The following is a 24,800-nucleotide window of genomic DNA, read 5'->3' as shown; positions in this document are numbered from 1 at the left end:
AAAACGAAATGGCTCCCCAAACACACCACGCTCACAGGAGACATCGGATTGAGGCAGCCGCCTGAGAGCCCGCCTCGTGCGGCGTGGCAGACAGACAGCACCACCGGCATCGAACGCTGGCTCCCCCGGGTCATCCTCGGCGGGATGATGACGCTTGTGCTCAGTCTGGTCATCGGCATGGGCGCCTACTATGTCTATCGTCACCAGCAAGCCACCTCGGACCAGATCCGTGAGATCGCCGAACGCGCCATCGCCAATCGCGAACGACTGCTGGCCGGCGAGATCGACTACCTGAGTCAGGAGCTCAAGACCCATCGAGCCCGTTTCGCGGCCGATCTTCAGGACGCATTGCGCCAGCGCACCGACGAGCAACATGACCTCATCAGTGCGCTCTACCATGCCGTCCAGGGGGAAATAGCCCCCGCCCAGATCGAAACCTTCATTCTCGAGGCCATTCGGCCACTACGTAATCTTGATGGCGCGGGTACCGGGTTCGTCATTGGACAGGACGGAACAGCACTGCATTTTCCGCTCGCGCCCCAGCTGGAGGGTCAGCATCTCACCGGATTGCGGGACGATACGGGGCTCGCCTTTGCCGATGAGTTCCGACGTATTGCCGCTGATGAAAACGCGGCTCATTCCGTTCGCTTCCGGTGGCATCCGCGCGGGGAAAATGAAGCCATGGCCGACGCCGTCGCCTACGTTCGCATCGTCGAGCCCCTGGGCTGGACGATTGGCAACAGCGAATTCGTTCATGCGGCCTACGCCAGCCTCCGTACCCGCATGCTCGAGCAGCTTTCGGCGCGCGCAAACAACAAAGCGGCCTCGGGCTCCAGCGTCGACAGCGATGTGTTGATGGTGCTTGACCGGGACAGCCATCTCATTGCGGCGCCAGCCCCCCTGATGCGTGCCGCCCTCGCCGAAAACTCGCACCCACTGCTACGAAACGTGAGCCGGTTTGCGGACGCAAGCCTGCGCGGTGGCGGCGTTGTCAAATTCGAGGTACCACCGACCAGCGCCCAGCCGTCGCGTCGCTATCTGGCTTATGCCTCGATGCCCGACGAATGGGGATGGACGCTGGTTTCGATCTCACCGCTCGACCAGATCGACGCGCTGGTTGCCGAAGAACGCCAGTCCATCTCGACCGCCACGGCGAATGATTTTCGGCTCACTGCGCTCATCATGCTGGCAGTCACCACGATTGCCATCTTGCTGTCAGTGCTCTTCTATCGCTGGATCGAAGCGCGTTTTCAGCACTACCACACCGACATTGCCAGCCGGAACCGGGCCTTGAGCGAAAACGCGCAGGAACTGCGGCTGTCCGCCCAGGTGTTCGAAGCGAGCAAGGAGGCCATTGCCATCCTTGACCATCGTTTCCGTATCGTCTCGGTCAATCCGGCACTCGAGCGCATCAGCGGTTTCACTCGCTCGGGCCTCATCGGGCGCCATTGCGCCGACCTACTGACCGACGGCTTTACCGACAGCCGCATCTGGCTGACCACGGCGGCCGAAATCCAGCGCGAAGGCCACTGGACCGGCGAACTGGAACTGGTCCGCCCTTCCGGCAGCGCCTACCCGGCATGGGTCTCGGTGGGTGAAGTCACCAACGACGCCGGCCATGCCACCCATTTCGTGGTCTCGATCTCCGACATATCTGACCAGAAGAGAACCGAACAAAGACTCCGCCACCTGGCTGAATATGACGCCCTGACCAGCCTGCCGAACCGGGTCCTGCTGCTCGACCGCATGGCCAGTGCCATCCTGTCCGCGCGCCGCCATGGTCACCATCTGGCCGTATTGTTCATCGATCTCGACCGGTTCAAGAACATCAACGACTCACTGGGACACGCCGTGGGCGATGAACTGCTTCGCCAGGTGGCACACCGGCTGAGCGGCATCGTGCGCGGCAGCGACACCGTCAGCCGCCTCGGGGGTGACGAGTTCGTGGTGCTGCTCACCGAGCTGGACACGCCCGGGCGCGCAGCGACGATCGCCTCCAAGATGATTTCGTCACTGGCCGCCCCCTTCTATCTGGACGGGCATGAGCTGACCATCACCCCGAGCATCGGCATCACCGTTTTTCCGGAGGATGGCGACAACCGCGACATCCTGCTCAAGAACGCCGACGCCGCCATGTATCACGCGAAGGAAAACGGCCGCAACGGGTATCAGTTCTTCACCAGCGAACTCAACGAACGCGCTCAGCTGCGTCTGGAACTGGAAAACGATCTGCGGCGTGCCCTGTCGCGCCATGAATTTGCCCTCGCATTCCAGCCCCAGTTCGACCTGCGCAGCGGTCAGCTGGTCGGCGCGGAGGCGCTGGTGCGCTGGCACCACCCCGAGCGCGGCATGATTCCACCCGATCAGTTCATCCCGATTGCCGAAGAGACCGGCCTGATCGTGCCCTTGGGCGCCTGGATTCTTCGCCAGGCCTGCGCCAATGGCCAGAAATGGCGCGACGAAGGGCTTCCCGACATCACCATTGCTGTGAATGTATCGGCCATGCAGGTGCGCCGTGGCCAGTTCGACGCCGTTGTCCTCGAAGCACTCAGCGAAACCGGCTTCCCGCCGGACCTGCTGGAGCTCGAGGTCACCGAAAGCGCCCTGATGACCAACCAGGACCACGTCTCGTCAACGCTCAAGGCGGTGCAGTCGCTGGGCGTCAAACTCGCCATCGACGACTTCGGCACCGGTTACTCTTCACTCGGGTATCTGAAGCGCTTCTCGCTCGACAAACTCAAGATTGACCGCTCGTTCATCGACGACCTCCCCGACGACAAGGAAGACGCCCACCTCACCCGGGCCATCATCGGCATCGGTCACAACCTCGACATGAAGGTGATTGCCGAAGGGGTGGAAACCGAAGCCCAGGAAGCCTTCCTGAGCGAACTGGGGTGTGACCTTGCGCAGGGTTACCTCTACGCCAGACCCCTGTCACGCACCGACTTCCGTCAGATGCAGATCGATCTGCACTATCAGGCCACGTCGAAGCCTGCGTCCTCCACCGCCTGATGCAAGCGGGCGACCGTGGCCTTGGCCGGGTCGTACTGCACCGTCGCCTGAGCGGCCTCCAGCTCGACCTTGACATCGGTCACGCCCTCAACCGCCGACAGCGCTGCGGTCACGCCCTTGACGCATCCGCCGCAACTCATGCCTTCGACCTTGAACTGTGCTGTTTCCATGACTGAACTCCTTGCTGATAGTCAGCGGCGACTACCACGCCCCGGCTGCCAGCGACGCAGCAGCAGCGAATTGCTCACCACCGACACCGAACTGGCCGCCATCGCGGCACCGGCCACCACCGGATTGAGAAAACCCAACGCGGCGAGCGGGATGCCCAGCGCGTTGTAGAAAAATGCGAAGAACAGGTTCTGACGGATCTTCGCCAGCGTTGCCCGCGACAGATCCACGGCATCGGCAACGCTGTTCAGGTCGTTCCGCACCAGCGTCACATCGGCCGCATCCAGCGCCACATCCGAGCCACCGCCCATGGCGAAGGACACGTCGGCCGCCGCCAGCGCCGGCGCATCATTGATGCCGTCGCCCGCCATGCCGACCAGCCCTTTGTCGGAGGCAAGCCTTGCCACCGCTGCAGCCTTGTCGCCAGGCATCACGCCGGCCTGATAATCATCGATGCCCACCGCGCCCGCCACCGCCGCAGCCGTACCCGGGTGGTCGCCCGTGAGCATCACCACGCGAACCCCCTCGGCCTGCAATCGAGCGACAGCCGCCTTCGACGTTTCGCGGACCGGATCGGCAATGGCAATCAGGGCGGCCAGGGTGTCATCGGCACCGACGGCCACCGGCGTGCGCCCGGCGCGGACCAGCGCTTCGATCGCCTCCCCCGGGACATCAACACCCTGCTCTCGCAGGAAATCCGGACTGCCGACCCGCCACAGACGGCCGTCGATCTCACCCTGAAGCCCTTTGCCCGGCACGGTATCGACCTCGGCGGCCGCAGCCGTCGAACCTGCGGCGGCCACGATGGCCCGCGCCAGAGGATGGCTGCTCACCGCTTCGAGCGCCCCCGCTGCCTGGAGCACCTGTTGGCGCTCAAAACCGGCAAAGGTCTGCACGTCGACAACCGCCGGCTTGCCTTCGGTGAGCGTGCCGGTCTTGTCCACTGCCAGCACCGCGAGCTTCTCCGCGCGCTCGAGCGCCTCGGCGTTCTTGACCAGAATGCCCGCTCGCGCCCCCTGCCCGGTGCCCACCATGATTGCCGTGGGCGTTGCCAGGCCCAGCGCACACGGGCAGGCGATCACCAGCAGCGCAACCGCGTTCACCAGCGCCTGCACGGCGTCTCCGGCCACGAGCCACCAACCGATGAACGTCAGCACCGCAAGCCCCACAACCGCGGGCACGAAGACCGCCGACACCTTGTCGGCCAGGCGCTGCACCGGCGCCTTGGACCCCTGTGCCTGTTCCACCATGTGGATGATGCCCGCGAGCAAGGTGTTGCTGCCGACGCCCTCGGCTCGACAACGCAACGCACCCTCGCCATTGACCGTCGCGGCAAACACCTTGTCACCTGCGCTCTTGCCCACTGGCAAACTCTCGCCGGTCAGCATGGATTCATCAATCGCTGACCGGCCCGAAACCACCTCGCCATCGACCGGCACGCTGTCGCCGGCACGCACCACGAACACCTGCCCCGGCTTGAGGCTGTCGACGGACACTTCCTCGAGCTGGCCGTCCTGCTCCACCCACGCCGTGCGCGGCTGCAGACGCACCAGGGATTCGATTGCGTCTGCCGTTTTCGCCTTGGCGCGGGCTTCAAGCAGTTTGCCCATCAGCACCAGGGTGATGATGGTTGCCGAGGCCTCGAAATACACATGGTGTTGATGCAGTCCCAGCGCCGTCACCACGGCACTGAAACCGTAGGCCATGGAGGTGCCGAGTGCCACGAGCACATCCATGTTGGCACCGCCGCCGCGCAGCGCCGACCACGCCCCCCGATAGAAACGCGCGCCGATCCAGAATTGCACCGGCGTGGCCAGCACCCATTGCCAACCACGCGGAATCAGGTCATGCCCGCCGTCACCGAAGAACATGAACGGCATTTGCGCCACGAGCGGCAAGGTAAGCACAAGCGCGATGAAGAACCGGTTACGCTCAGCCGTCCACAGGGCGACCTTGCGGGCTTTTTCCTGTGTGCGGCTGTCGTCGCCGTGGGGGTGCGCCGTGAACCCCGCCTTCTCGACGGCAGCGAAGATGTCGGATAGGACCACGTCCCAGGGCCGGTAGTGCATCTGCGCTGTTTCGGTGGCGAAATTGACGGTTGCCTCTTCGACGCCATCGACCCGGCCCAGGACTTTTTCCAGACGGGTGGCACAGGCGGCGCAGGTCATGCCTTCGATCGCCAGTTCCTGGTGCGTGTCAGGCACCTGAAAACCCGCTTTGCGAATGCTGTCGACCACCTGGTTACGGTCCGTCTCGCTGCCATCGATGCGGACGCGCGCGCGCTCGGCGGCAAGATTGACCTGAGCGTCCACGCCCGGCAATCGGTTGAGAACACGCTCGATGCGCGAAGCGCAGGCAGCGCAGGTCATGCCTTCAATGGGCAGATCCAGTTGCTGTGGTGCAGTGGCCAGGGGTTGGGGTGCGTTCATGATGAACTCCGAACCATTCAATGGATATGAGTCTAAACTCCGTACCTGAGTACAGAGTCAACACACTTTCAACGGGGTTCGCATGTCATCGATGACCATCAGCCAGTTGGCCAAGGCGGCCGACGTCGGGGTCGAGACCGTACGCTACTACCAGCGACGCGGTCTGCTGCCCACGCCGGCGCTACCCGGCGGCAGCATCCGCCGCTACGACCAGAACGTGCTCTCCCGCCTGCGCTTCGTCAAGCGCGCTCAGGCCTTGGGATTTTCGCTCGACGAGATTGCCGAGCTGCTGGATCTCGACGAGCACGAGGACCGCACGCTGGCCAGACAGATCGCCTCTGAAAAACTGATCCGCATCGAAGCGCAGATCGAACAACTCCAGTCCATGAAGCAGGCCCTGGCCGAGCTGGTGATCTGCTGCGCGCATGGCAGCGAGGCCCAGCCCTGCCCCATCCTGCATACGCTCGCCCATCCGGACGAGCCGGCCGATCAGTTGTAATCGATTGCGGGCGGCTTGTCGGTCGGATAACCCGCTTCGGCCCAGGCATCGTAGCCGCCACCCATGTTCACGGTATTGGTCACGCCCATGTCCGCCAGGGTTGCCACGGCCAGCGCAGAGCGACCGCTGGTCTTGCAGTAGACCACAATGGGTGTGTCCGGCTGATTGAGTTCGGGGGTGGCGGCCAGTTTGAATTCCAGCAGACCGCGCGGCAAGTTGATGGCGCCCGGTACATGCCCGTTCTCGAATTCGCCAGGTTCGCGCACATCGAGCACGACCGCGCCGCTCTGGATCATTTCGCGGGCGTCGACCACGGACACTTCCTTGATCTTGGATTTGGCCTCGACGACGAGGTCATGACTGGTTTTGGCCACGGCTTACTCCATTAGAGAAACTGAATATAGACATGATAGCGCGCCTTTCCATGTCGTGCGCCGCAGTGCCCTTTCCCTTCAGGTGTGGCAGACCACCCCACTCCACAAGGCCGCACCCAGCGTCGGGGCGTTGATCAGGCCATAGACGCCAAACGCCAGGACGAGAATGCCGGAGCCCGTGCGCACCCAAGTATTGCGCGTGATACCTCTCAGACGCTTGAGCAACATGCCGGCCAGCAACAGGTTGGGCAAGGTGCCAAGACCGAAGGCCAGCATCAACCCTGCCCCTCGGGCCGCCGACCCGGTGACCAGTGCAGTGGCAAGCACCGAGTAGATGAGCCCGCACGGAATCAGCCCCCACAGCAATCCGAGCGGAAAGGCTTGCGCTGGCCCACGCGCCGGCAGGAAACGCCGGGTGAGTGGTTGAACACGCTTCCAGATGCCATGCCCTGCTTTTTCGATGGGAGCCAGCAACTTGGTGAAACCGGTGAGGTACAGGCCGAGTGCCACGAGCATGACGTTGGCGAGCACATACAGCGTCATCTGGACCGGCAGAAAGTTGTCAAACAACAAGCCCACCGAGCCGATGGCCCCGAGCAGGGCCCCGAGCGCCGTATACGTGGTGATGCGGCCGAGGTTATAGGTGAGATGGATCGGCCACTGGCGCTTGACCTGCCCGGGGATCTGAACGGTCAGCGCGCCCACAATCCCGCCGCACATGGCGACGCAGTGCGTTCCACCGAGCAGGCCAATGAGAAAGACAGCGAAGTAACCGGTTTCGGGCATGGGACATCAGAACGAGACGACAGGCCGCGAGCCTAGCACGCGACCTGCCCCAGCGTCAGATCACCTTGGAGTAGCGGGCCCGTTCGCGATCGGCGCGCAGGTACTTGTCGAAAACCATGGCAATGCCACGCACCAGCAGGCGCCCGGCAGGCTCGACGGTGAGCCACTCGTCACCCACGGTCACCAGGCCCGATTTGGCCATGGCGCGGAGGTCTTCGAGTTCGGCCGCGAAGTAACTCTTGAAATCGATCATGTGCGCCTGTTCGAGCGCAGGAATCGACAGCTCGAAGTGGCACATCAACGCCTGAATGATCGAACGGCGCAGCAGATCGTCCTGGGTCGCCTCGATACCGCGCAGCACAGGCAGGCGATCCTGATCGAGGGCGTCGTAATACTCGTCGAGCGTTTTCACGTTCTGTGAATACGTTGGGCCCATCTTGCCGATGGCCGACACACCGAAGGCCAGCAGGTCACATTCGGCGTGCGTGCTGTAGCCCTGAAAGTTTCGATGCAACCGGCCCTGGCGCTGGGCGATGGCCAGTTCATCGTCCGGCTTGGCGAAGTGATCCATGCCGATGTAGACGTAGCCCGCCTCGGTCAGCCGGCGAATGGCCAGTTGAAGGATCTGGAGCTTGGTGTCGGCACTGGGCATGTCGGCCGCGTCGATGCGCCGCTGGGGTTTGAACAGCCCTGGCAGGTGAGCGTAGCTGTAGAGTGAAATGCGGTCGGGTGACAGTTCAAGCACCTGCTGCAGTGTGCGATTGAAGCTGATCACATTCTGTTTGGGCAAGCCGTAGATCAGGTCCATGCTGATCGACTGAAAACCCGTTTCGCGCGCGGCATCAAGCACGAGCTTGGTCTCGTCGAAGCTCTGTACCCGATTGACCGCTCGCTGAACATCGATGTTGAAATCCTGCACGCCGATGCTCATACGATTGAAACCTGCTTCTGCGAGCATCGCCACGGTGGCGTAGTCGACCTTGCGCGGGTCCACCTCGATCGAATATTCGCCGTCGGGCAACAGCGTGAAATGCTGTCGCACGATGGTCATGAGCTCGCGCATTTCGTCATGCGACAGGAAAGTGGGCGTACCACCGCCCAGATGGAGCTGGATCACCTCCCGGCTTCCATTAAGGGCAGCCGCTTGCATGGCCACTTCTTTCGCCAGGTATTTCAGATACTTGGCGGAACGACTGTGGTCCTTGGTGATGATCTTGTTGCAGGCACAGTAGTAGCAAATGGTGTTGCAGAACGGAATGTGGAAGTACAATGACAAGGGTCGGCTCAACCCCCCGCCCGCGCGCTGTCCAAGCCAATCGGTTAGCGCGTCGGCATTGAAGGCTTCGACGAAGCGGTCCGCTGTCGGGTACGACGTGTAGCGTGGGCCATTGACGTCGAATTTGCGGATCAGGTTCGGGTCGAATACAAGTTCTTTCTGGTTGTCCATGATTTGCGGCTTCCTCGATTGGAGCCTACCATCTCAAAAACCCGCCCCAACTGAGTTGACGTGGATCAACGGGGCTTGCCGGACAGCCCCGGAACAAGCAACTGGAAGTAAGACGGAGAGAGAGCTGAATGCAACGCGGCGCCATCATCAAGGTCACGGCAGCGGACCTGAAAACCGCCTGTTCCCAGTGCAATCTGCAGGAGTTATGCCTGCCGTTTGGACTCGAGAACGGCGAGATCGAGCAGCTTGATGAACTCATCGGCAGCCGTCGAAAGGTGAAGCGTCACCAGCACCTCTACCGCGCCGGCGATCATTTCGAGGCCATTTACGCTGTGCGTTCCGGGTCTTTCAAGACCAACGTGCTCTTCGAGGACGGGCGGGATCAGGTCACCGGCTTCCAGATGTCCGGCGAGATTCTGGGTCTGGATGGCATCAGCACCGAGAACCATACCTGCGATGCGCAGGCGCTCGAAGACAGTGAAGTGTGCATCATTCCTTTCGACAAGCTCGAAGAGCTGTCACGGGAGGTCGAGTCACTTCAACACCAGTTTCACAAGGTGATGAGCCGCGAGATCGTGCGCGATCACAGCGTCATGATGCTGCTCGGGTCCATGCGTGCCGAGGAGCGCCTGGCAGCGTTCCTGATCAACCTGTCACAGCGCTTCACTGCACGCGGTTTCTCCGCAGCCGAATTCCACCTGCGCATGACGCGCGACGAAATCGGCTCCTACCTCGGTCTGAAGCTGGAGACCGTATCTCGGGCCTTCTCCCGTTTCCAGGATCAGGGGCTGATTTCGGTGCAGCAAAAACACATCAAGATCCTGGATATCGATGGCCTCAAGGCCCTGCTCAACAATCAGTCGAGTGCCTGATTGAGCCTCAATCAATGAAAACGGGCGCCTCTGGCGCCCGTTTTCATTGATGGCTACCGGTTCGCCGTGCCCGCATCCGCTCGCTCATCTGACGGATGTCCGCGTCGGTCAGAATATTGGCTGCCAGCGGAAACAGCTCGTTGTCTTCCCGATCGAGGTGATTGAGGTACTGCGCCGAAAAATTTGCCACCACGTCTGCGTCGAGCTGATCACTGTCACCCGACGCCACCATCACAAGCTGCTCACGCAGTTGCGCCCAGGTGGCTTCCAGCGCGCGATGGTCGTCCTTGATCCAGGCAACCAGGCGCCGGATGCGCTGGCGGACATTCGCCGGGCAGCGTTCGAGCAGCACCGGGAACAAATCCTCTTCTTCATCCTGGTGATGGTTCATCGCACCGAGGTTGAAGTAGCGCATGACATTGATTGCCGCCTGCTGCGCATCCTTGTCAGCGCCGTGATCGGGCAGCCAGCGAATGAGCCGGTCCAGCGTCTGAAGATTCGCCCTCACCCGCCCGTGGCAGGCGGACAGGATTTCAAGCGGTTCGTCCAAGGCCGGCGCCACAGGAATGAGCGATTCGGTCATGCTCTTTTAGACTCCGAAACTCAAGCGAAGAAGCCGGCGGATGACTTGCTGAGCGCCACCGACACGATCCAGCCAAACGTGATCAAGGCCAGCACGAATGCAGCGATCCGTACCTGGCGCGTTTTCCCACGCTTCAGTGCTACGGTACCGAGGACGATGTAGATGAGCAAGCCGACCACCTTCGCCCACACCCAGTCGGGCACCGCGTCGTAGTAACTCACGAGCGCGATCGCACTCCCCAGCAGTACCGTATCGACCACGTGCGGCAATACGCGACTGAGCTTCGCCTTGAGCTGCGGCGCCTCCGTCATCATCCAGAACCCACGGACCACAAAGCCCAGCAGGCTCAATGCGACGCATGTCATGTGCAGGTGTTTCAAGGCCATGTACATCGTTAGTTTCCTATCCGGCTTTTCCATCCACGCGCGGACGGACAAAGCTTGGAAGATACCGCAAAGTCCACAGCACAAACACGCACAGCCACCCGGTCGAGGCCGCCACCAGCCACAGGGAACGCCCCGGCATCAACTCGGCCAGAATGCGGACAACGACCACCAGCTGCAGCGCCCAGCACAGATACCAGGTGAGCCCGTCGGCAGCCAGTGGCGCGCCCGAGTGCCCCAAAGTGACCCGCGAGACCATGCCGATGACCAGTACCGAAAACATGCCGATGACCAGCGCGTGCACCGGTGCCAGGCCCAGGGCACTGATGCCGAACCACGGCAGCAGGGACTGAAGCCCGAACAAGGCCATGCCGATCCAGAACCAGGCAAAGCCCACATGCAGCATGGCCAGCAGCTTCACCTTAAAGCTGTCGAACAGACGCCACTGCGAGCTCAGCCATAGCCCGAGCACCGCCATCGGCAGATCAACAAGCCAGCGCCACGCCGCCAGATCCATCCGGTTCAGCAGACCGTGGAGGACGGCACCGGCCAGCAGCACCCACAGCGCCCAGGCCGGGCGAACCATCTGGTAATCGGGCAGTACCGAGTTCGAGAAGAAAGGCACCATGCGGTGACACACGCACAGAAAGATCGGCAGCAGGAACGCAAACAATCCGATGTCGATGGCCCACAGAGCCCAACGACCATCTCCATCTAGCGCCATTCCAATCAGCAAGACCCAGCCCACCCAGCCGGCAAAGAGCGCCAGCCACGCGGGCATGGCATGCAGGCGCCCGCGTCCGGGGAGAAGTGCAATCGGCAGCAAACGCACGCACACGCCAGCCCACCCACACGCAACCACGAGCAGCCCCCCCACACGCAGCGCCGGGACCACGAAGCCGGCGTAAAGCAACAGCCACCCGGTGGTCAGCGCCACCCAGATCCATGCGTAGTCACGGCGCGGAAGATCCGGCTGATTCTGCCAGCGCGGTATGACGGTCAACAAGAACCCGAAGATGAAGAACGGGAACACCCCGTAAATGAGCATCAATGCATGCCACCACACGGCAGGCCATGGCCAGTCAAGCCCCCCGTCGCGCGTGCGCAAGACCAGCTCGATCCACCAGGGCAACATCACCAGCACGCTCTGTAGCATGCCGGTGAAAAACATTCCTCGATGCGGTGTTGCGAAGAGGATCATTCGTTGGGCGGGTGCATCAGTCATGTTTTTCAGGCACAGTCAGTGAGTTAAACAAGATCAAAATAGAGATCAATCCCGCGTGTTAGAGTCTCGCGGATCAACAAAGGTTGGACCCATGAGCCAAAACAAGATCGACATCCCCGGGCTGCTCAGCCGCATGCCCTTGTTCAGTGCCATGTCGGCCGAGGACATCGAGCAGATTGCAGAGAACACGCGCGAGAAACGTCTGAAGAAGGGCGAAATGCTCTTCCAGCGTGGCGACCACCCCCAAGGGTTTTATTACGTCATCTTTGGCCAGATGAAACTCGCCTTCTCCTCGCCGCAGGGCAATGAGAAGGTGGTCGAGATTCTGGGTGCGCATCAGAGCTTTGGCGAAGCGGTGATGTTCATGGACCGGCCCTACCCCGTTTTCGCTGAATCCCTGGGCGACACCTTGTTGCTGCACGTGAGCAGCGAGGCTGTTTTCGATCAGATCGAGCACGATGCCGGGTTTGCCCGGCGCATGCTCGCCGGTATGGCCATCCGGCTGCACAGCATGGTACGCGACGTGGAATCCTATTCCCTGCGCTCGAGCACCCAGCGTGTGATTGGCTATCTGCTTCAGCAATCGCATGCGGCCCCGTGTCAGGAAGGCGAGCAAACCATCGATCTGCCCACCAGCAAGCAGGTGATTGCCTCCCGCCTCAATCTCACGCCCGAAACGCTCTCGCGGGTTTTCCACGATCTGTCGGAAAACAAGCTCATCACGGTCCAGGGCAAGCAGATCATGTTGCATGACGTGGCCAAACTCAGCCGCTACGACGGCTGAGAGAGCGTCGCCAGTGCGCGCTGGGCATGACGCCCGACGCGCATGAGCTGGGCCAGCAGGAGCAGGCTGGCCGCACCGATGGCAACCCCTGCCCCCAGCCCCATCGGGCTCCAGAAAGCGGCCAGTCCGGCCATCACCAGCCCACCGGAATGCACCCACCAATGCCAGCGCATGAGCGGCTGATTGAGCATGCGCGTCATGGGCGGCACCTGTGACAGGCGCGGCTGCAGGAACAGCCAGAGGATGAAGGGCACGATCTTGTAGAGCATGCCTGCAATCAGCGACACGAACGCCCCGTACAGCACCAGCACACCGGCCGCCACGCTGATGCGTGGATCGTTTTCCCCCAGCAGGACAAGCAGTGACAGCCCCCCCCCGAGCAGGACGCAGCTCATGGCCTGGCGCCACAGGCTCAGCGTCAGGTCGGTCTTGGCGCGACGCCGCCGTCGCTGCCGGTCGAGCGTCATCACCGCAAACCCCATGACCATGACGACGGCCGGAATCCACGCCAACGGATGCGTCGCTGCGGCACCGAGCACCAGCGCGCCAGCGAGCGCCCAGGCGAAGGCTCGACTGAACCACGCCGGATACGCGGGCGTCAGCTGAAACATGGGGACCACCAGATAGGCCGTCGCGGCCACAAGCAGACCACCCCAGCCGACCAGACCACCGGCCACGTGAAGCTGCGACCATTGCAGCGGCTCAAGCCCCAGATAACCGCCACGTGCGGCGGCCATGCTCAGACCGATCGCGACGGTCACCCCCAGCCAAAGAACCGCCAGACGCAACGCGGAGACTGTCGGCCCACGGGCCGGGGTGCGCAGCAGCGCCAGGGCCGAGGCAAGCATGAACACCAGCACCGCCAGCGTCAGCAACACGCCGCCAGCCGCCAGCCAAGCCCCATGACTGGCGTAGAACCCCCACGCCAGGCCCAGTGCCCCCGCGAAGCTCCCCACATGCACGGGCCATACCAACCAGTGGGGCCGCCATAGATTGGCCCCCGCGGCGACCGGCATGAGCTGGAACAGCGCACCGAGCATGACCTGCAACATGAAGCCCGCCGTCACCAGATGCGTGAGCGCCAGCGTTTGCGGCGTCCAGCGCGACACGAACACCTGATCGAACCGGAACATCATCAACAGGGCGGCCAAAAACAGAAAGATCGGCGCGCCATAGAAAAACCGCAGGGGTACGGACAGTGGTGGCGCCTGCTCGAAGGACAGTTCAGCCGTCGCCATGAGCCTGATCAGCCTGGCGTATCAGAATGTCGAAGGCGCCGTCGTCGCGTGTCTTTACCTCGTAGGTGTAGCCATTGTTCACCAGCATGTCGTAGAGCGGCGCGGGCTGCCGCGGAATGATCAGCAGCAAGGTACCGCCCTCAGGTAGCGCATCGAGCGCCTCCAGCGTGCGCTCCAGCGGTTCTGGCGGGAGCATGGCACGTGCATCGACAACGAGATCGGGTGTGCGCGTCGGGCTCATCATGCAGCCTCCTGCGCCAGCGACTCCACGCCGGCCTGAACGTCGGGTTCGGCGCCGACGGAATCTTCGACCATGGGATAGAGGATGTTCTCTTCCTTCATGTTGTGCTGCTGCATGAGGATGAGCAGGGTTTCTGCTGCGTCGGCGAAGGCGTCAGCGTCCTGAGAGCTCGCGGCGTCATTGAGTGCGGCCACCAGCTGGCGCATCTGGTCGTGCTCGCTACGCATGACCTGAGTGGGCCCACCGGTCATGCTGGTGCGCCGCTCGAAGGCGGGAAAGAGCACATCCTCTTCGAGCGCGAAATGCTGCAGCAAGGCCTCGACGAACTGATGTGTCTGCGCATGGCAGTCGGGCCAGCGGGCGTCTTCCGCGGCGGCCTCCGCTTTGGAGAAAAGCAGATCGCATCGCGCATGGTCTAGGCGCATGGTCTGGGCCAGAGGTTTCATTGGATTGACTCCGAAAATGTCACTGGGGTTATGGCCCATTCTGGCGATTTGGGCTCGCCCGACATTGACCGGCATCAACCGGACTGCCCACTCGATGACAAAAGGGCAGACCGGAGGCCTGCCCTTGCTCGCGTGAGGTGGGTCGGTGTCAGTTGCTGGCGACACCGACCTCCAGTTCGCGGAACCAGTCGATGAAGCGATGCACGTCCTTGCCACGATAGATGGCACCGTGCTGTGGGCACAGCATGTCCACGTCGAGCATGGCCACCCGGTCGCACCACTGGTTCTTGGCTTTTTCGGAGCCCATCCAGCGCTTGTGAAAGCCTTCCGCATAGCGGATGTGCTGATCAAAATCCTCAACGAACAGATCGTCCTGGCCCTCGGGCAGCATCGCTGCGCCTACATCGCCGGAAAACAGGATCTTCGCCTTCGGATCATACAAATGAAAATTGCCGGACGAATGCAGATAGTGTGCCGGCAGGGCGTGCAAGGTCGTGCTGCCCAGATCGATCTCGATCCCTTCGTCGGGGATGCTCTTGAAGGTCTCGGCACAGCCGCCGAAATGCGGCAGAAATGAGGTCCACAATCGACTGGTGTAGCACTTGAGATCGGGGTTGAACTCAAGCCACAAGGCCAGCGACGAAACGATGTCCGGGTCCTGGTGCGAAGCGAAGACGGCCTTGAGCGCCTGCGGATCACAGACCTGACACAGGGCAGAGAACACGGCCGGAAACACCTCGATGCCGCCCGGATCACACAGCAGCAACTCCGCGCCGCTGCGGATGATGTATTCGTTGGTATCGATGATATAGCCGGGCTTGTCCGGATCGCGCACGATGGCGAACCACTGGTGCTCGCCTTCATCGAAGATGCAACGCGCATGCTTCATGTGTATTTCCTTACGTGTGTTCAGGTCAGGCGCAGATGGCGCAGACGCTCGAGCGATTCCTGAATCAGGCAGATGACGTCGCCAAAGTCGCTGGACACCTGCATGAGCGAGGCGCTGAAGTTGCCCCCGTAGGCGGCTTCGATCTTTGCCGACCTGGCGAGTACTCCGCCCAGTTCTACCAGCTGAGCCGTGTCGTCCAGGGATCGACGCAGGCGCTTGTCGAGCGCACTCAGACACCCCTGTTTATCGGCCAGTTGCTCATGCCCCCGCTGCTGGACGCGCGCCTCACCGCTCACCGGCTCGGGACAGCGCTTGACGGCCTCGTCCAGAATGCCGTTGAGCCGCTTCTGCTGTACGACGCCGGTCACTGTCGAGACGGTATTGGCCGTCATTTCGCGCAATTGCGTCATTTCCCGGGTGAGGTCCTGCGCAAAGCGGCGAAGCTCATTCGACAGCACGCCAAAACCGCGTGCCGCATGCCCTGCCCGCTTGGCCAGGAAGATGGCATTGAGCGCCATCAGATTGATCTTGAAGGCGGTCGCGACAATCCCCTTGATCTCTTCATTGACCCGGACAATGCGGGCCAACTCGGTATCGTGAATGTGTTCGCTGGTGTCTTCCGGCGCTGCGACGTCCATGATTCTCCTCACTGACACGCCCGCCGGCCGCGAAATCGCCTCTCGGATCAACGGGGCGCATGACCCGCTGCCCCCTCGCCGGGACGTGTGCCTTTATTACGGCAACCGCCTGTCCGCCTTGAACGGCCGACCGATTTTTTTCACCCGGGTTTCATGGCTCTCGCACGTAAGCCCCCGGGGCATCCGCCAGGCCCGGAAACTCGCCATTGGTGACGTCGGGTGCGGGCACCAGATCACCACTCTTGGGCTTGATCCAGGCCATCCAGTCCTCCCACCAGGAGCCCTCTGTCTTCTGCGCCCGTTCGCGCCACGCCTCCCAGCGATCGGCCCGATGCGCCGTGGCGACCCAGTAATGGCGCTTCGGCGGATTCACCGGTGGATTGACGATGCCCAGAATATGGCCGGAACTCGACAGGACGAAACGCTTTGCGCCCCGGGCAAAGTGGATCATGCGGAATGTCTGATGCCACGGTGCGATGTGATCATCCTCGGCGGCGACCATGTAGAGCGGTTGTGTGATCCGGTTCAGATCAATCGGCTCGCCCGCCACCGTGAGCGCATCCGCTTCGATAAGCCGGTTGTGCAGGTAGAGTTCCTTGAGATACCAGGCGTGCATTGCATAAGGCATGCGCGTGGTATCCATGTTCCAGAACAGCACATCGAAGGCGGGCGGCGGTTCGCCGTAGAGCCAGCCGTGCACCACGTAGTGCCAGATGAGCGAGTTCGACCGCAGCAGACGGAAGGACGCCGCCATCTGAGCGCCATCGAGGTAACCGGTACGGGCCATGCTGTTGCACAGATAGCGGATACTGCCCTCGTCGATGAACACTTCGATGTCGCCCGGCTTGCGAAAATCCACCAGGGTCGTCAGCAGCGTCCAGTCGGCCACCGGCATGGCCGCTTCGCCAAAACGGCGATTCGCCCACGCCATGTAGATGGACAGAGCGGTGCCGCCGATGCAGTAGCCCACCGCATGCACCTTGGACTGACCGCTGAGTTTGCAAGCCGTCTCGACCAGTGCATGAACACCATCGACGATGTAGTCGTCGAAGCGCACGTCGCGCATCGACGCGTCCGGGTTCTTCCAGCTGGTGATGTAGACGTCGAGCCCCTGGTCGAGCAGATACTTGACCATGCTCTTGCGCGGGTTGAGATCAAGGATGTAGAACTTGTTGATCCACGGCGTGATCAGCACCACCGGGCGTGCATGCACCTTGGGCTGGGTGGGCGCGTAGTGAATCACCTCCAGCTGGCGATTGCGAAACACCACCTTGCCCGGCGTATTGCCCAGATTTCCCCCGACCTTGAAACCGTCGGGATCACTCATGCGCACCATGCGCGCCTTCATGTCCTCGAGGTAGTTTTGCCAGCCCTGGCGCAGGCTCTCGCCCTTTGTCTCGACTGCCTTGCGCAAAGCGACCGGGTTGGACAACAGGAAGTTGGTGGGCGCCACGGCGTTGAGCCAATTGCGCCACCAGAACGCGGCCCGCCGGCGGTTTTCACTGGATAAACCCGGCGTGGTGTACAGCATGTCCTGAGTGTGCCGGGTGGCCAGCAGATACCAGGACTTCACCAGGTCCCAGGTAGCGGAGTCATCCCAGATCGGGTCGGAAAAGCGCGTATCGTCGCCATGGGGCTCGACCGGACTCTTGCTCGGCGCACCGATCATGCGCTGCATGGTGTGCCATTGAAGCGCCCACACCTGCCCCGAAAAGGCGACCATCTTTTCGGTAAGTTCCTGAGGATGGGCCAGCCACGCCAGATGTGCGTGGATGATGGGGGCCATCATGCCCAGAGGATCGACCAAGGTCTGCCATTGGTCATTGACCCGGTGAATCGCCTGATCGACGACCTGAACAGGAGCCAGATGCTTGCGCGCGCTCATGAATGCCTCTCCTCGAAGTCTCTCGACCGCTGTTGCATTGTTGCAGATGACATTGTGCGCCGCCCAACAGACACGGTCTTGACCATCGTCAATCGGTCACATCGAGAAAGGCTCACTATACTGATGAAGCCATCGACAAGGAGTCGCATCATGTTCAAGCATCTGCTCGTCCCAACCGACGGTTCCGAGCTGTCCGTCGCCACGGTTGACCGGGCCATCGGTTTTGCCAGGGAGGCCGGCGCGCGCGTCACCTTCTTTTATGCCCAACCCGACTTTCCGATGCCCATCTATGGTGAGGGCGCATTGATTGATCCCACCACGCCAGAGCAGTTCGCCAAGGGCGCAGCACAGGAGGCAGCCCGTATTCTCGACGCGGCTCGTGGCAAGGCCGAAGCGGTCGAACTCGTCTGCGATACAGATACCGTCGTGAGCGAAGTGCCTTACGAAGCGATTATCGAGGCCGCAGACCGGCATGCGTGCGACCTCATCTTCATGGCTTCGCATGGCCGCCGGGGTCTGGCAAGCCTGCTATTGGGCAGCGAGACCCACAAGGTGCTGACTCATTCTAAAATCCCGGTTCTGGTCTATCGCTGACACACCGAGTTGCCATGTCCACTGACGCCATCGCCACGATCCTGGAAGAACACCACTCGCTCAAAGCCGTTGTGCACGGTCTCAAGCACGTGGTCAACGAAGCCCGATCCAACGGTGGCCGGTGCGACTTCAAAGCCCTGCGGGCGCTGATCTACTACATCGACGCCTATCCGGAGAAGCGCCACCACCCCAAGGAAGAAACCTACCTTTTCGCCAAACTGCGTGAGCGCACGGACGAGGCGAACAAGGTGCTCGACGAACTCGAACGGCAGCACGAACGCACCGACGCACTGGTGGCGCGACTGCACGAACGGCTTGAGGACTTTGAAAACGGAGAAACGGGGGGACTGGCGGCTTTTTCAAGCGCGGTAGACCGCTTCACCGAAGCCATGTGGCAACACATGGCCATGGAAGAGAAGGTGCTTCTGCCGCTGGCACGCGAACACCTCACCGATGCCGACTGGGCCAAAGTGGCCGAGGCGTTCGGCGAAAACGACGACCCTGCCTACAGCGTCAGCCGACGCGCAGACATCGATCAGCTACTGCAGCAGGTCACCCGCTTCGCAGACAGTCAGCACTAGGCCGGCGACGCCGGCCCCGGTGCCTCAGTGTGACTGGGGGTGATTGAGCTCCTCGCAGGGCGTTTGCAGGAAAATCGTTGTCAAACTTGACGCTGCACAGACCAGCCAGAAGGCGAAAAAGCCGATGGAGTATGTGGCCACGGCGGAAAAGTCCACCGGCTCGCCGAACAGGTACAGCTCCTGCGGATTAACGATGGTGAAGAACAAGGCCTCGGCCAGACCGGCCACAAGAAAGGACGGCCACAACACCTGAATCAACTTCATCATGCACGTGCTCCTCCAGTTCCGCAGTGAACCGCGGTGTTTTAATGGCTGTGACTGTGGTCGCCGTGCAACCGCTCATCTTCAGCCATGTGGCGTCTGACGAAACGGTAGATATAGACGCCCATCACCAGGATGAAGCCAATGGTAAAGACGCTCAGCAGGCCAATATCAGTCGTGAAAAGCTCTTGCATAGCCATGACGAATCTCCTTCAGTTGAGACTATTTGTCGGGAGGAATCAACCTCACATTGGTCTCTGTCGGGAGATTGGTGGTCCCGGTCAATCTCCATGCGCGGGACTCGTCTTCTAGCAGCAGATGCCAACGCCCCGGCTGGAGCGGCTGGATTGCGGCCTTATATTTTCCGTTCTCGCCTACCAGGGTCACGGACTGGTCCATGTTGCCCTTCGTGGCAAAGCTGATGGTGAACTGCAAGGCGTCCGGCAACGGCGCGCCTTGCGCGCTGCTCAGGTCCACCTCGACCGATTCGGCCATCAGACGCAGGTCCGCCACCAGGCCCATGGTCGCTGCAGCCTCGCTGCGCGCCATGGTCTGCTGGATGGCCAGACCCTGCTTGTAGTAATCATCCACCACCAGCCCGTCATTCGATTTGACCGCAATCACTATCGTCGCAATCCCTGCCACCACAGCGGAAGCGGGCAGCGCGATCAGGAACCACGGCCAGCCTTGGCGATACCAGGGGTCGGATGTCTTGCGAAGGGTCATTGTCGAATTACTCATCTGGGCAACAGGAAGGTTGATTTTTCCTTGACGGCAATCTTGTCATCGTCGGCTGCCGTCACATTGAAGAAGATCTGGTTGGACGAACCGGGCTCGCCCACATCGACCGGCACCTGCACCTGAACAGTCAGGGCCTGCATCGCGGCCGGCTCGACCTCAATAGTGCCATTAAATCCATCCATACTGATGCCGTCCATGCCCTCGACGCTCACCGAGAAGGTCCGGGGCGCCTCGGTCATGTTCATGACCTGCAGCCGATAGACGTTCTCGATCTTGCCACCAGCGACTTCTCGGGCCAGTGTCGTACGGTCCCGGATGATGTCGACACGCAGCGGCTCACGCGTGGCCAGCCCGTAAACAAAGGCAATACAGATCGCTACCAGGATGCCACCATAGATCATCGTGCGCGGACGCATCACGTGACCGATGATCTCCTTCATGCCCCAGTGCTTCTTCATCGCATTCTCGGTGGAGTAGCGAATCAGACCACGCGGATAGTTCATCTTGTCCATGACCTCGTCGCAGGCGTCGATACAGGCGGCACAGCCAATGCACTCGTACTGCAGCCCCTGGCGGATGTCGATACCGGTCGGACAGACCTGCACGCAGATCCCACAGTCGACGCAATCGCCCTTTCCAACCGTTTTCGGATCAATGCCCTTCTTGCGCGCACCACGCGGTTCGCCGCGTTCCTCGTCATAGGTGATGACCAGGGTGTCCGGGTCGAACATCACGCCCTGGAAACGGGCATACGGGCACATGTACTTGCACACCTGCTCGCGCATGACACCCGCAAACAGATAGGTGAAGCAGCCGTAGAAGATGATCCAGAAGATCTCCCAGCCGCCAAAGCTGAAGGTCGGCACCGAGGCCAGCAGTTCGTTGATTGGGGTGAAGTACCCCACAAAGGTGAAACCGGTCCAAAGCGCCACGGCCGCCCAGGCACCCCATTTGAGCAACTTCACACTCAGCTTGCGACCGTTCCACGGCGCCTTGTCCAGCTTCATGCGCTTGTTGCGGTCCCCCTCGATCTTTTCTTCGATCCAGAGAAAGATCTCGGTATAGACGGTCTGTGGACAGGCGTAACCACACCATAGTCGCCCGGCGATCGCCGTAAAGAAGAACAGTGCGTAAGCAGAGATGATCAGCAGGATGGCCAGGAAGAAGACATCCTGGGGCCAGAACACCCAGCCGAAAATGTAGAACTTGCGCTCCACGAGGTGGAGCAGCACGGCCTGCCGCCCGTTCCAGTTGATCCAGGGCAGACCGTAGAAAAGCAACTGAGTGAACCACACCAGCGCCCAACGCCAATTGGCAAACAGTCCCTTGGCCGCACGCACATAGATCTTTTTGCGTGCTGCGTAGAGGGTGCTTTCACCCTCGCCGCCCGGGGAGGAAGGATTCGGAGTTTGGGGGGCCGGATCACTCATAATTGCCTTATTAGTAGATTCTAATTTACTAACCCAAAATATCCCCGGGTCGAGCCCGGGGATACTCTGTCATGCGCAGAAGCAATTACTTGGCTTCGGCGTTGTTGGACAAACCCCACACGTAGGCAGCCAGCAGGTGAACCTTGTCGTTGCCCAGGAAGGCTTCGAACGAAGGCATCTTGTTCTGGCGACCATTGGTGATGGTTTCCATGATGGTGGTCTTGGACGAGCCGTACAGCCAGGTACCGTCCGTCAGGTTCGGCGCGCCGATGGCTTGCGTCCCCTTGGCGTCCGGACCGTGGCACGCCACGCAGTTGTTCTGGAACAGTTCCTGACCACGCTGGGCGCGGAGGGAATCGTGAGCCAGACCGGAAAGAGAACGAACATAGTTCGCCGCGTCTTCCACACCGTCGGCGCCGAGCACGGAACCGAACGGCGTCATCACACCAAAGCGACCGCCGAGAATGGTGGTCTTGATGGTGTCAGGCTCACCGCCATACAGCCAGTCGCTGTCGGTCAGATTCGGGAAGCCCTTGGCGCCTTTGGCGTCGGACCCGTGACACTGTGCGCAGTAGGTCAGGAACAGGCGCTGGCCCATGGCCTTCGCTTCCGGATCGGCCGCCACGGCTTTGAGGTCCATGTCGGCGTACTTCTTGAAGATCGGCGCGTAGTTTTCTTCGGCCTTCTTCATTTCCAGCGCGTACTGGCTACCCTCGCCCGAGGAACTCCAGCCCAGCACACCCTTGTTGTTGCCGAAACCCGGGAACAGAACCAGGTAGATGATCGCGAAGATCACCGTGATCCAGAACAGGTACATCCACCACTGGGGCAAAGGGTTGTTGTACTCGGCAAGTGTCTCGTCCCACACGTGGCCGTGCAGTTCGACCTTCTCGCCCTTCTTGGCCCCCTTGCCCATATTGGACACGAGGATGAACACACAGAACGCGAGACTCAGGCCCACCAGGACCATGACGTATCCGTTCCAGAAGCCGCTTACAAAGTCAGCCATTTTCTTATCCTTCCTTCCGTTGCCCGTCGGCCTTGTCACCGGCGGGCGGATCTTCATCGGTAAAGGGCAGTTGCGCCGCTTCTTCAAATCCCTTCTTGGCGCCTTTGCTGTATGCCCAGGCGACAATGCCCAGGAAACAGAGCAAGGCAATCACCGTCAGGATGGAACGCAGATCATTGATTTCCACAGCGCAACCTCACCCGATCACTGCACGTTCTGGAGCGCGACGCCAAGGCCTTGCAGATAGGCAATGACGGCATCCATCTCGGTCTTGTCCTTCAGAGCCGCCTTGGCACCGGCGATCTCCTCGTTCGAGTATTTGTGCAGACCGACCTTGTTCAGCGCGTGCATCTTGGCTTCGATATCGGAGCTGTTGACCGCACGGTTGAGCCACGGGAAAGCCGGCATGTTCGACTCGGGCACCACGTCACGCGGGTTGTTCAGGTGAACACGATGCCATTCGTCGGAGTAGCGACCACCGACACGGGCCAGATCCGGGCCCGTCCGCTTGGAGCCCCACTGGAACGGGTGGTCATAAACGAACTCACCCGCCACTGAGTAGTGGCCGTAACGCTCGGTCTCGGCACGGAACGGACGGATCATCTGCGAGTGGCAGTTGTAGCAGCCCTCGCGGACATACACGTCGCGACCGGCCAGACGCAACGGGTCGTAAGGCTTGACCAGCTCGTTTTCCGGCGTGGTGGTGGATTTCTGGAAGAACAGCGGAACGATCTCGACCAGACCGCCGACGCTGATGGTGAGCAGCGTCAGGACGATCATCCAGGGAACGCTACGCTCGATGAAGTCGTGCTTCGAATTTTGAGCCATGTTCGTCTCCTGCGATTAGGCGTGAGCGGCCTGCGGGGTCACCACAGGAGCGTTGTAGGCCTTCTGGCCGGCGATGGTCATGACCATGTTGTAGAACATGAGGAACATGCCGCCGAGGAAGAGCACGCCACCGAGCAAACGGATGGACCAGAACGGGTAGCTGGCCTTGACCGACTCGACAAAGGAGTACGTCAGGGTGCCATCCGGGTTGGTCGCACGCCACATCAGACCCTGCATCACACCGGCAATCCACATGGAAGCGATGTAGAGGACCACACCGATGGTCGCGATCCAGAAGTGGGTCGTGATCAGCTTGGTGGAGTACATCTCGGTCTTGCCGTACATGCGCGGCAGGAGGTAATACACGGAGCCGATGGAAATCATGGCCACCCAGCCCAGGGCACCGGAGTGCACGTGACCGACGGTCCAGTCGGTGTAGTGCGACAGGGCGTTGACCGTCTTGACGGACATCATCGGGCCTTCGAAGGTCGACATGCCGTAGAACGACAGGGAGGTGATCAGGAACTTCAGGATCGGGTCAGTACGCAGTTTGTGCCATGCGCCCGACAGGGTCATGATGCCGTTGATCATGCCGCCCCAGGACGGAGCCAGCAGAATCAGGGAGAAGATCATGCCGATGGACTGGGTCCAGTCAGGCAGGGCCGTGTAATGCAGATGGTGTGGACCCGCCCACATGTAGGTAAAAATCAGAGCCCAGAAGTGCACCACGGAGAGGCGATAGGAATAGACCGGACGCTCAGCCTGCTTCGGCACGAAGTAGTACATCATGCCCAGGAAGCCCGCAGTCAGGAAGAAGCCCACGGCGTTGTGGCCGTACCACCACTGGATCATGGCGTCCTGGACACCGGCGTAAGCGGAGTAAGACTTGGTCAGCGTGACCGGGATGGCTGCGCTGTTGACCAGGTGCAGCAGCGCCACGGCCAGAATGAACGCCCCATAGAACCAGTTGGCCACGTAGATGTGCGAGGTTTTGCGCTTGGCGATGGTGCCGAAGAACACCACAGCGTAGGCAACCCACACGAGGGTGATCAGGATATCGATCGGCCACTCGAGTTCGGCGTATTCCTTGCCGGAGGTGAAACCGAGCGGCAGCGTAATGGCCGCAAGCAAGATCACCAGTTGCCAGCCCCAGAACGTGAACGCGGCCAGCGCTGGTGAAAACAGCGTCGTGTGGTTGGTGCGCTGAACGACGTAGTAAGACGTCGCGAAAAGCGCACAGCCGCCGAAAGCGAAAATCACGGCGTTGGTGTGGAGCGGGCGCAGTCGGCCGAAGTGGAACCACTCGGCGAAGTTGAGTTCGGGCCATACGAGCTGTGCTGCAGCGATCACGCCAACCAGCATGCCCACAATACCCCAAACCACCGTCATCACGGCGAACTGGCGCACGACTTTATAGTTGTAAGTCGCTTGCGATTGCATGTGAGTCACCTCTTTGA

General features: G+C 61.2%; 28 protein-coding genes. 6 read left to right on the top strand and 22 right to left on the bottom strand.

What is annotated here, in order from left to right; genetic code table 11:
* The first annotated feature begins 48 nt into the window (after positions 1 to 48).
* The gene (locus tag J0W34_RS22275; protein ID WP_331001536.1) at positions 49 to 3,012 is read left to right on the top strand and encodes a bifunctional diguanylate cyclase/phosphodiesterase; all 2,964 of its coding nucleotides are present in this window, start codon (positions 49 to 51) and stop codon (positions 3,010 to 3,012) included.
* On the opposite strand, the gene J0W34_RS06640 is transcribed toward J0W34_RS22275, so the two are convergent.
* On the bottom strand, positions 2,976 to 3,182 hold the full coding sequence (locus J0W34_RS06640) for a heavy-metal-associated domain-containing protein (RefSeq protein WP_227816977.1): 207 nt from the start codon (positions 3,180 to 3,182) through the stop codon (positions 2,976 to 2,978). The two genes, J0W34_RS22275 and J0W34_RS06640, sit on opposite strands and share 37 nt — an antisense overlap.
* 21 nt (positions 3,183 to 3,203) lie before the next feature.
* Positions 3,204 to 5,609, bottom strand: coding sequence for a heavy metal translocating P-type ATPase (locus J0W34_RS06635; protein ID WP_230971130.1), 2,406 nt, complete (start codon positions 5,607 to 5,609; stop codon positions 3,204 to 3,206).
* Positions 5,610 to 5,691: 82 nt separating this feature from the next.
* Here J0W34_RS06635 and J0W34_RS06630 point away from each other — a divergent pair, with 82 nt between their 5' ends.
* Positions 5,692 to 6,108 (top strand): MerR family transcriptional regulator, encoded by a 417-nt coding sequence (locus J0W34_RS06630; protein ID WP_230971129.1) that lies wholly within the window; start codon positions 5,692 to 5,694, stop codon positions 6,106 to 6,108.
* Here the strand turns inward: J0W34_RS06630 and J0W34_RS06625 are convergent.
* The 3 genes from J0W34_RS06625 to hemN all read right to left on the bottom strand — a co-directional run bounded on the left by J0W34_RS06625 (position 6,099) and on the right by hemN (position 8,715).
* On the bottom strand, positions 6,099 to 6,482 hold the full coding sequence (locus J0W34_RS06625; RefSeq protein ID WP_230971128.1) for a rhodanese-like domain-containing protein: 384 nt from the start codon (positions 6,480 to 6,482) through the stop codon (positions 6,099 to 6,101). The two genes, J0W34_RS06630 and J0W34_RS06625, sit on opposite strands and share 10 nt — an antisense overlap.
* Positions 6,483 to 6,560: 78 nt before the next feature.
* The gene (locus J0W34_RS06620; protein ID WP_227816981.1) at positions 6,561 to 7,268 is read right to left on the bottom strand and encodes a sulfite exporter TauE/SafE family protein; all 708 of its coding nucleotides are present in this window, start codon (positions 7,266 to 7,268) and stop codon (positions 6,561 to 6,563) included.
* A gap of 55 nt (positions 7,269 to 7,323) precedes the next feature.
* Positions 7,324 to 8,715: an oxygen-independent coproporphyrinogen III oxidase gene (gene hemN, locus J0W34_RS06615; protein ID WP_230971127.1), complete on the bottom strand. Its 1,392-nt coding sequence runs from the start codon at positions 8,713 to 8,715 to the stop codon at positions 7,324 to 7,326.
* 128 nt (positions 8,716 to 8,843) lie between these two features.
* Here hemN and fnr point away from each other — a divergent pair, with 128 nt between their 5' ends.
* Positions 8,844 to 9,587, top strand: a complete 744-nt coding sequence (gene fnr / locus J0W34_RS06610; RefSeq protein WP_230971126.1) for a fumarate/nitrate reduction transcriptional regulator Fnr — start codon at positions 8,844 to 8,846, stop codon at positions 9,585 to 9,587.
* Between the two features lie 43 nt (positions 9,588 to 9,630).
* Here fnr and J0W34_RS06605 read toward each other — a convergent pair whose 3' ends face one another.
* From J0W34_RS06605 to J0W34_RS06595, 3 genes are read right to left on the bottom strand one after another with little or no spacing between them, the layout of a single operon-like run.
* Positions 9,631 to 10,170, bottom strand: coding sequence for a hemerythrin domain-containing protein (locus tag J0W34_RS06605; RefSeq protein ID WP_230971125.1), 540 nt, complete (start codon positions 10,168 to 10,170; stop codon positions 9,631 to 9,633).
* A gap of 20 nt (positions 10,171 to 10,190) precedes the next feature.
* A complete protein-coding gene (locus J0W34_RS06600) occupies positions 10,191 to 10,562 on the bottom strand; it encodes a SirB2 family protein (RefSeq protein WP_230971124.1) in 372 nt (123 codons plus the stop codon).
* Between the two features lie 10 nt (positions 10,563 to 10,572).
* Positions 10,573 to 11,754: an NnrS family protein gene (locus tag J0W34_RS06595; protein WP_269144645.1), complete on the bottom strand. Its 1,182-nt coding sequence runs from the start codon at positions 11,752 to 11,754 to the stop codon at positions 10,573 to 10,575.
* A gap of 115 nt (positions 11,755 to 11,869) precedes the next feature.
* On the opposite strand from J0W34_RS06595, the gene J0W34_RS06590 reads away from it, so the two are divergent.
* Positions 11,870 to 12,562 (top strand): Crp/Fnr family transcriptional regulator, encoded by a 693-nt coding sequence (locus J0W34_RS06590; protein ID WP_230971122.1) that lies wholly within the window; start codon positions 11,870 to 11,872, stop codon positions 12,560 to 12,562.
* On the opposite strand, the gene J0W34_RS06585 is transcribed toward J0W34_RS06590, so the two are convergent.
* From J0W34_RS06585 to J0W34_RS06560, 6 genes are all read right to left on the bottom strand, one after another.
* Positions 12,550 to 13,800, bottom strand: coding sequence for a hypothetical protein (locus tag J0W34_RS06585; protein ID WP_230971121.1), 1,251 nt, complete (start codon positions 13,798 to 13,800; stop codon positions 12,550 to 12,552). The genes J0W34_RS06590 and J0W34_RS06585 overlap by 13 nt on opposite strands.
* Positions 13,787 to 14,044, bottom strand: a complete 258-nt coding sequence (locus J0W34_RS06580) for a DUF2249 domain-containing protein (protein ID WP_227816988.1) — start codon at positions 14,042 to 14,044, stop codon at positions 13,787 to 13,789. The genes J0W34_RS06585 and J0W34_RS06580 overlap by 14 nt, the downstream gene beginning before the upstream one ends.
* On the bottom strand, positions 14,041 to 14,487 hold the full coding sequence (locus tag J0W34_RS06575) for a hemerythrin domain-containing protein (RefSeq protein ID WP_230971120.1): 447 nt from the start codon (positions 14,485 to 14,487) through the stop codon (positions 14,041 to 14,043). The genes J0W34_RS06580 and J0W34_RS06575 overlap by 4 nt, the downstream gene beginning before the upstream one ends.
* Positions 14,488 to 14,635: 148 nt before the next feature.
* Positions 14,636 to 15,376 (bottom strand): oxygen-binding di-iron domain-containing protein, encoded by a 741-nt coding sequence (locus J0W34_RS06570; RefSeq protein WP_230971119.1) that lies wholly within the window; start codon positions 15,374 to 15,376, stop codon positions 14,636 to 14,638.
* A gap of 20 nt (positions 15,377 to 15,396) precedes the next feature.
* Positions 15,397 to 16,014 carry a methyl-accepting chemotaxis protein gene (locus J0W34_RS06565; RefSeq protein WP_230971118.1) on the bottom strand — a complete coding sequence of 206 codons (618 nt, stop codon included), beginning with the start codon at positions 16,012 to 16,014 and terminating at the stop codon, positions 15,397 to 15,399.
* 151 nt (positions 16,015 to 16,165) lie between these two features.
* Positions 16,166 to 17,899 carry a PHA/PHB synthase family protein gene (locus J0W34_RS06560; RefSeq protein WP_407941148.1) on the bottom strand — a complete coding sequence of 578 codons (1,734 nt, stop codon included), beginning with the start codon at positions 17,897 to 17,899 and terminating at the stop codon, positions 16,166 to 16,168.
* A gap of 150 nt (positions 17,900 to 18,049) precedes the next feature.
* On the opposite strand from J0W34_RS06560, the gene J0W34_RS06555 reads away from it, so the two are divergent.
* Both J0W34_RS06555 and J0W34_RS06550 read left to right on the top strand, forming a co-directional pair.
* A complete protein-coding gene (locus J0W34_RS06555) occupies positions 18,050 to 18,493 on the top strand; it encodes a universal stress protein (RefSeq protein WP_227816992.1) in 444 nt (147 codons plus the stop codon).
* Positions 18,494 to 18,507: 14 nt separating this feature from the next.
* On the top strand, positions 18,508 to 19,074 hold the full coding sequence (locus J0W34_RS06550) for a hemerythrin domain-containing protein (RefSeq protein ID WP_227816993.1): 567 nt from the start codon (positions 18,508 to 18,510) through the stop codon (positions 19,072 to 19,074).
* Positions 19,075 to 19,098: 24 nt separating this feature from the next.
* Here the strand turns inward: J0W34_RS06550 and J0W34_RS06545 are convergent, their stop codons facing one another.
* The 8 genes from J0W34_RS06545 to ccoN form a co-directional block, all read right to left on the bottom strand.
* Complete coding sequence (locus J0W34_RS06545; protein WP_227816994.1) at positions 19,099 to 19,341, bottom strand: hypothetical protein; 243 nt, start codon at positions 19,339 to 19,341, stop codon at positions 19,099 to 19,101.
* A 38-nt stretch (positions 19,342 to 19,379) separates the two neighbouring features.
* A complete protein-coding gene (locus J0W34_RS06540) occupies positions 19,380 to 19,535 on the bottom strand; it encodes a DUF3149 domain-containing protein (RefSeq protein ID WP_227816995.1) in 156 nt (51 codons plus the stop codon).
* A 22-nt stretch (positions 19,536 to 19,557) separates the two neighbouring features.
* Positions 19,558 to 20,061 carry a FixH family protein gene (locus tag J0W34_RS06535; protein WP_227816996.1) on the bottom strand — a complete coding sequence of 168 codons (504 nt, stop codon included), beginning with the start codon at positions 20,059 to 20,061 and terminating at the stop codon, positions 19,558 to 19,560.
* 11 nt (positions 20,062 to 20,072) lie between these two features.
* Positions 20,073 to 21,506, bottom strand: a complete 1,434-nt coding sequence (gene ccoG, locus J0W34_RS06530; RefSeq protein WP_230971117.1) for a cytochrome c oxidase accessory protein CcoG — start codon at positions 21,504 to 21,506, stop codon at positions 20,073 to 20,075.
* A gap of 85 nt (positions 21,507 to 21,591) precedes the next feature.
* Positions 21,592 to 22,515 carry a cytochrome-c oxidase, cbb3-type subunit III gene (ccoP, locus tag J0W34_RS06525; RefSeq protein WP_227816998.1) on the bottom strand — a complete coding sequence of 308 codons (924 nt, stop codon included), beginning with the start codon at positions 22,513 to 22,515 and terminating at the stop codon, positions 21,592 to 21,594.
* A 4-nt stretch (positions 22,516 to 22,519) separates the two neighbouring features.
* The gene (locus tag J0W34_RS06520; RefSeq protein WP_227816999.1) at positions 22,520 to 22,702 is read right to left on the bottom strand and encodes a cbb3-type cytochrome oxidase subunit 3; all 183 of its coding nucleotides are present in this window, start codon (positions 22,700 to 22,702) and stop codon (positions 22,520 to 22,522) included.
* A gap of 17 nt (positions 22,703 to 22,719) precedes the next feature.
* The gene (ccoO, locus tag J0W34_RS06515) at positions 22,720 to 23,343 is read right to left on the bottom strand and encodes a cytochrome-c oxidase, cbb3-type subunit II (RefSeq protein WP_227817000.1); all 624 of its coding nucleotides are present in this window, start codon (positions 23,341 to 23,343) and stop codon (positions 22,720 to 22,722) included.
* A 15-nt stretch (positions 23,344 to 23,358) separates the two neighbouring features.
* Positions 23,359 to 24,783, bottom strand: a complete 1,425-nt coding sequence (ccoN, locus tag J0W34_RS06510; RefSeq protein WP_227817001.1) for a cytochrome-c oxidase, cbb3-type subunit I — start codon at positions 24,781 to 24,783, stop codon at positions 23,359 to 23,361.
* Between the last annotated feature and the right edge of the window lie 17 nt (positions 24,784 to 24,800).

Origin of the sequence: Nitrogeniibacter aestuarii, assembly GCF_017309585.1 — a bacterium.
In the GTDB taxonomy this organism is placed as follows: domain Bacteria; phylum Pseudomonadota; class Gammaproteobacteria; order Burkholderiales; family Rhodocyclaceae; genus Nitrogeniibacter; species Nitrogeniibacter aestuarii.
Note: the sequence above shows the minus strand (reverse complement) of the source record. Positions and strands in the feature narration are given on the sequence as shown.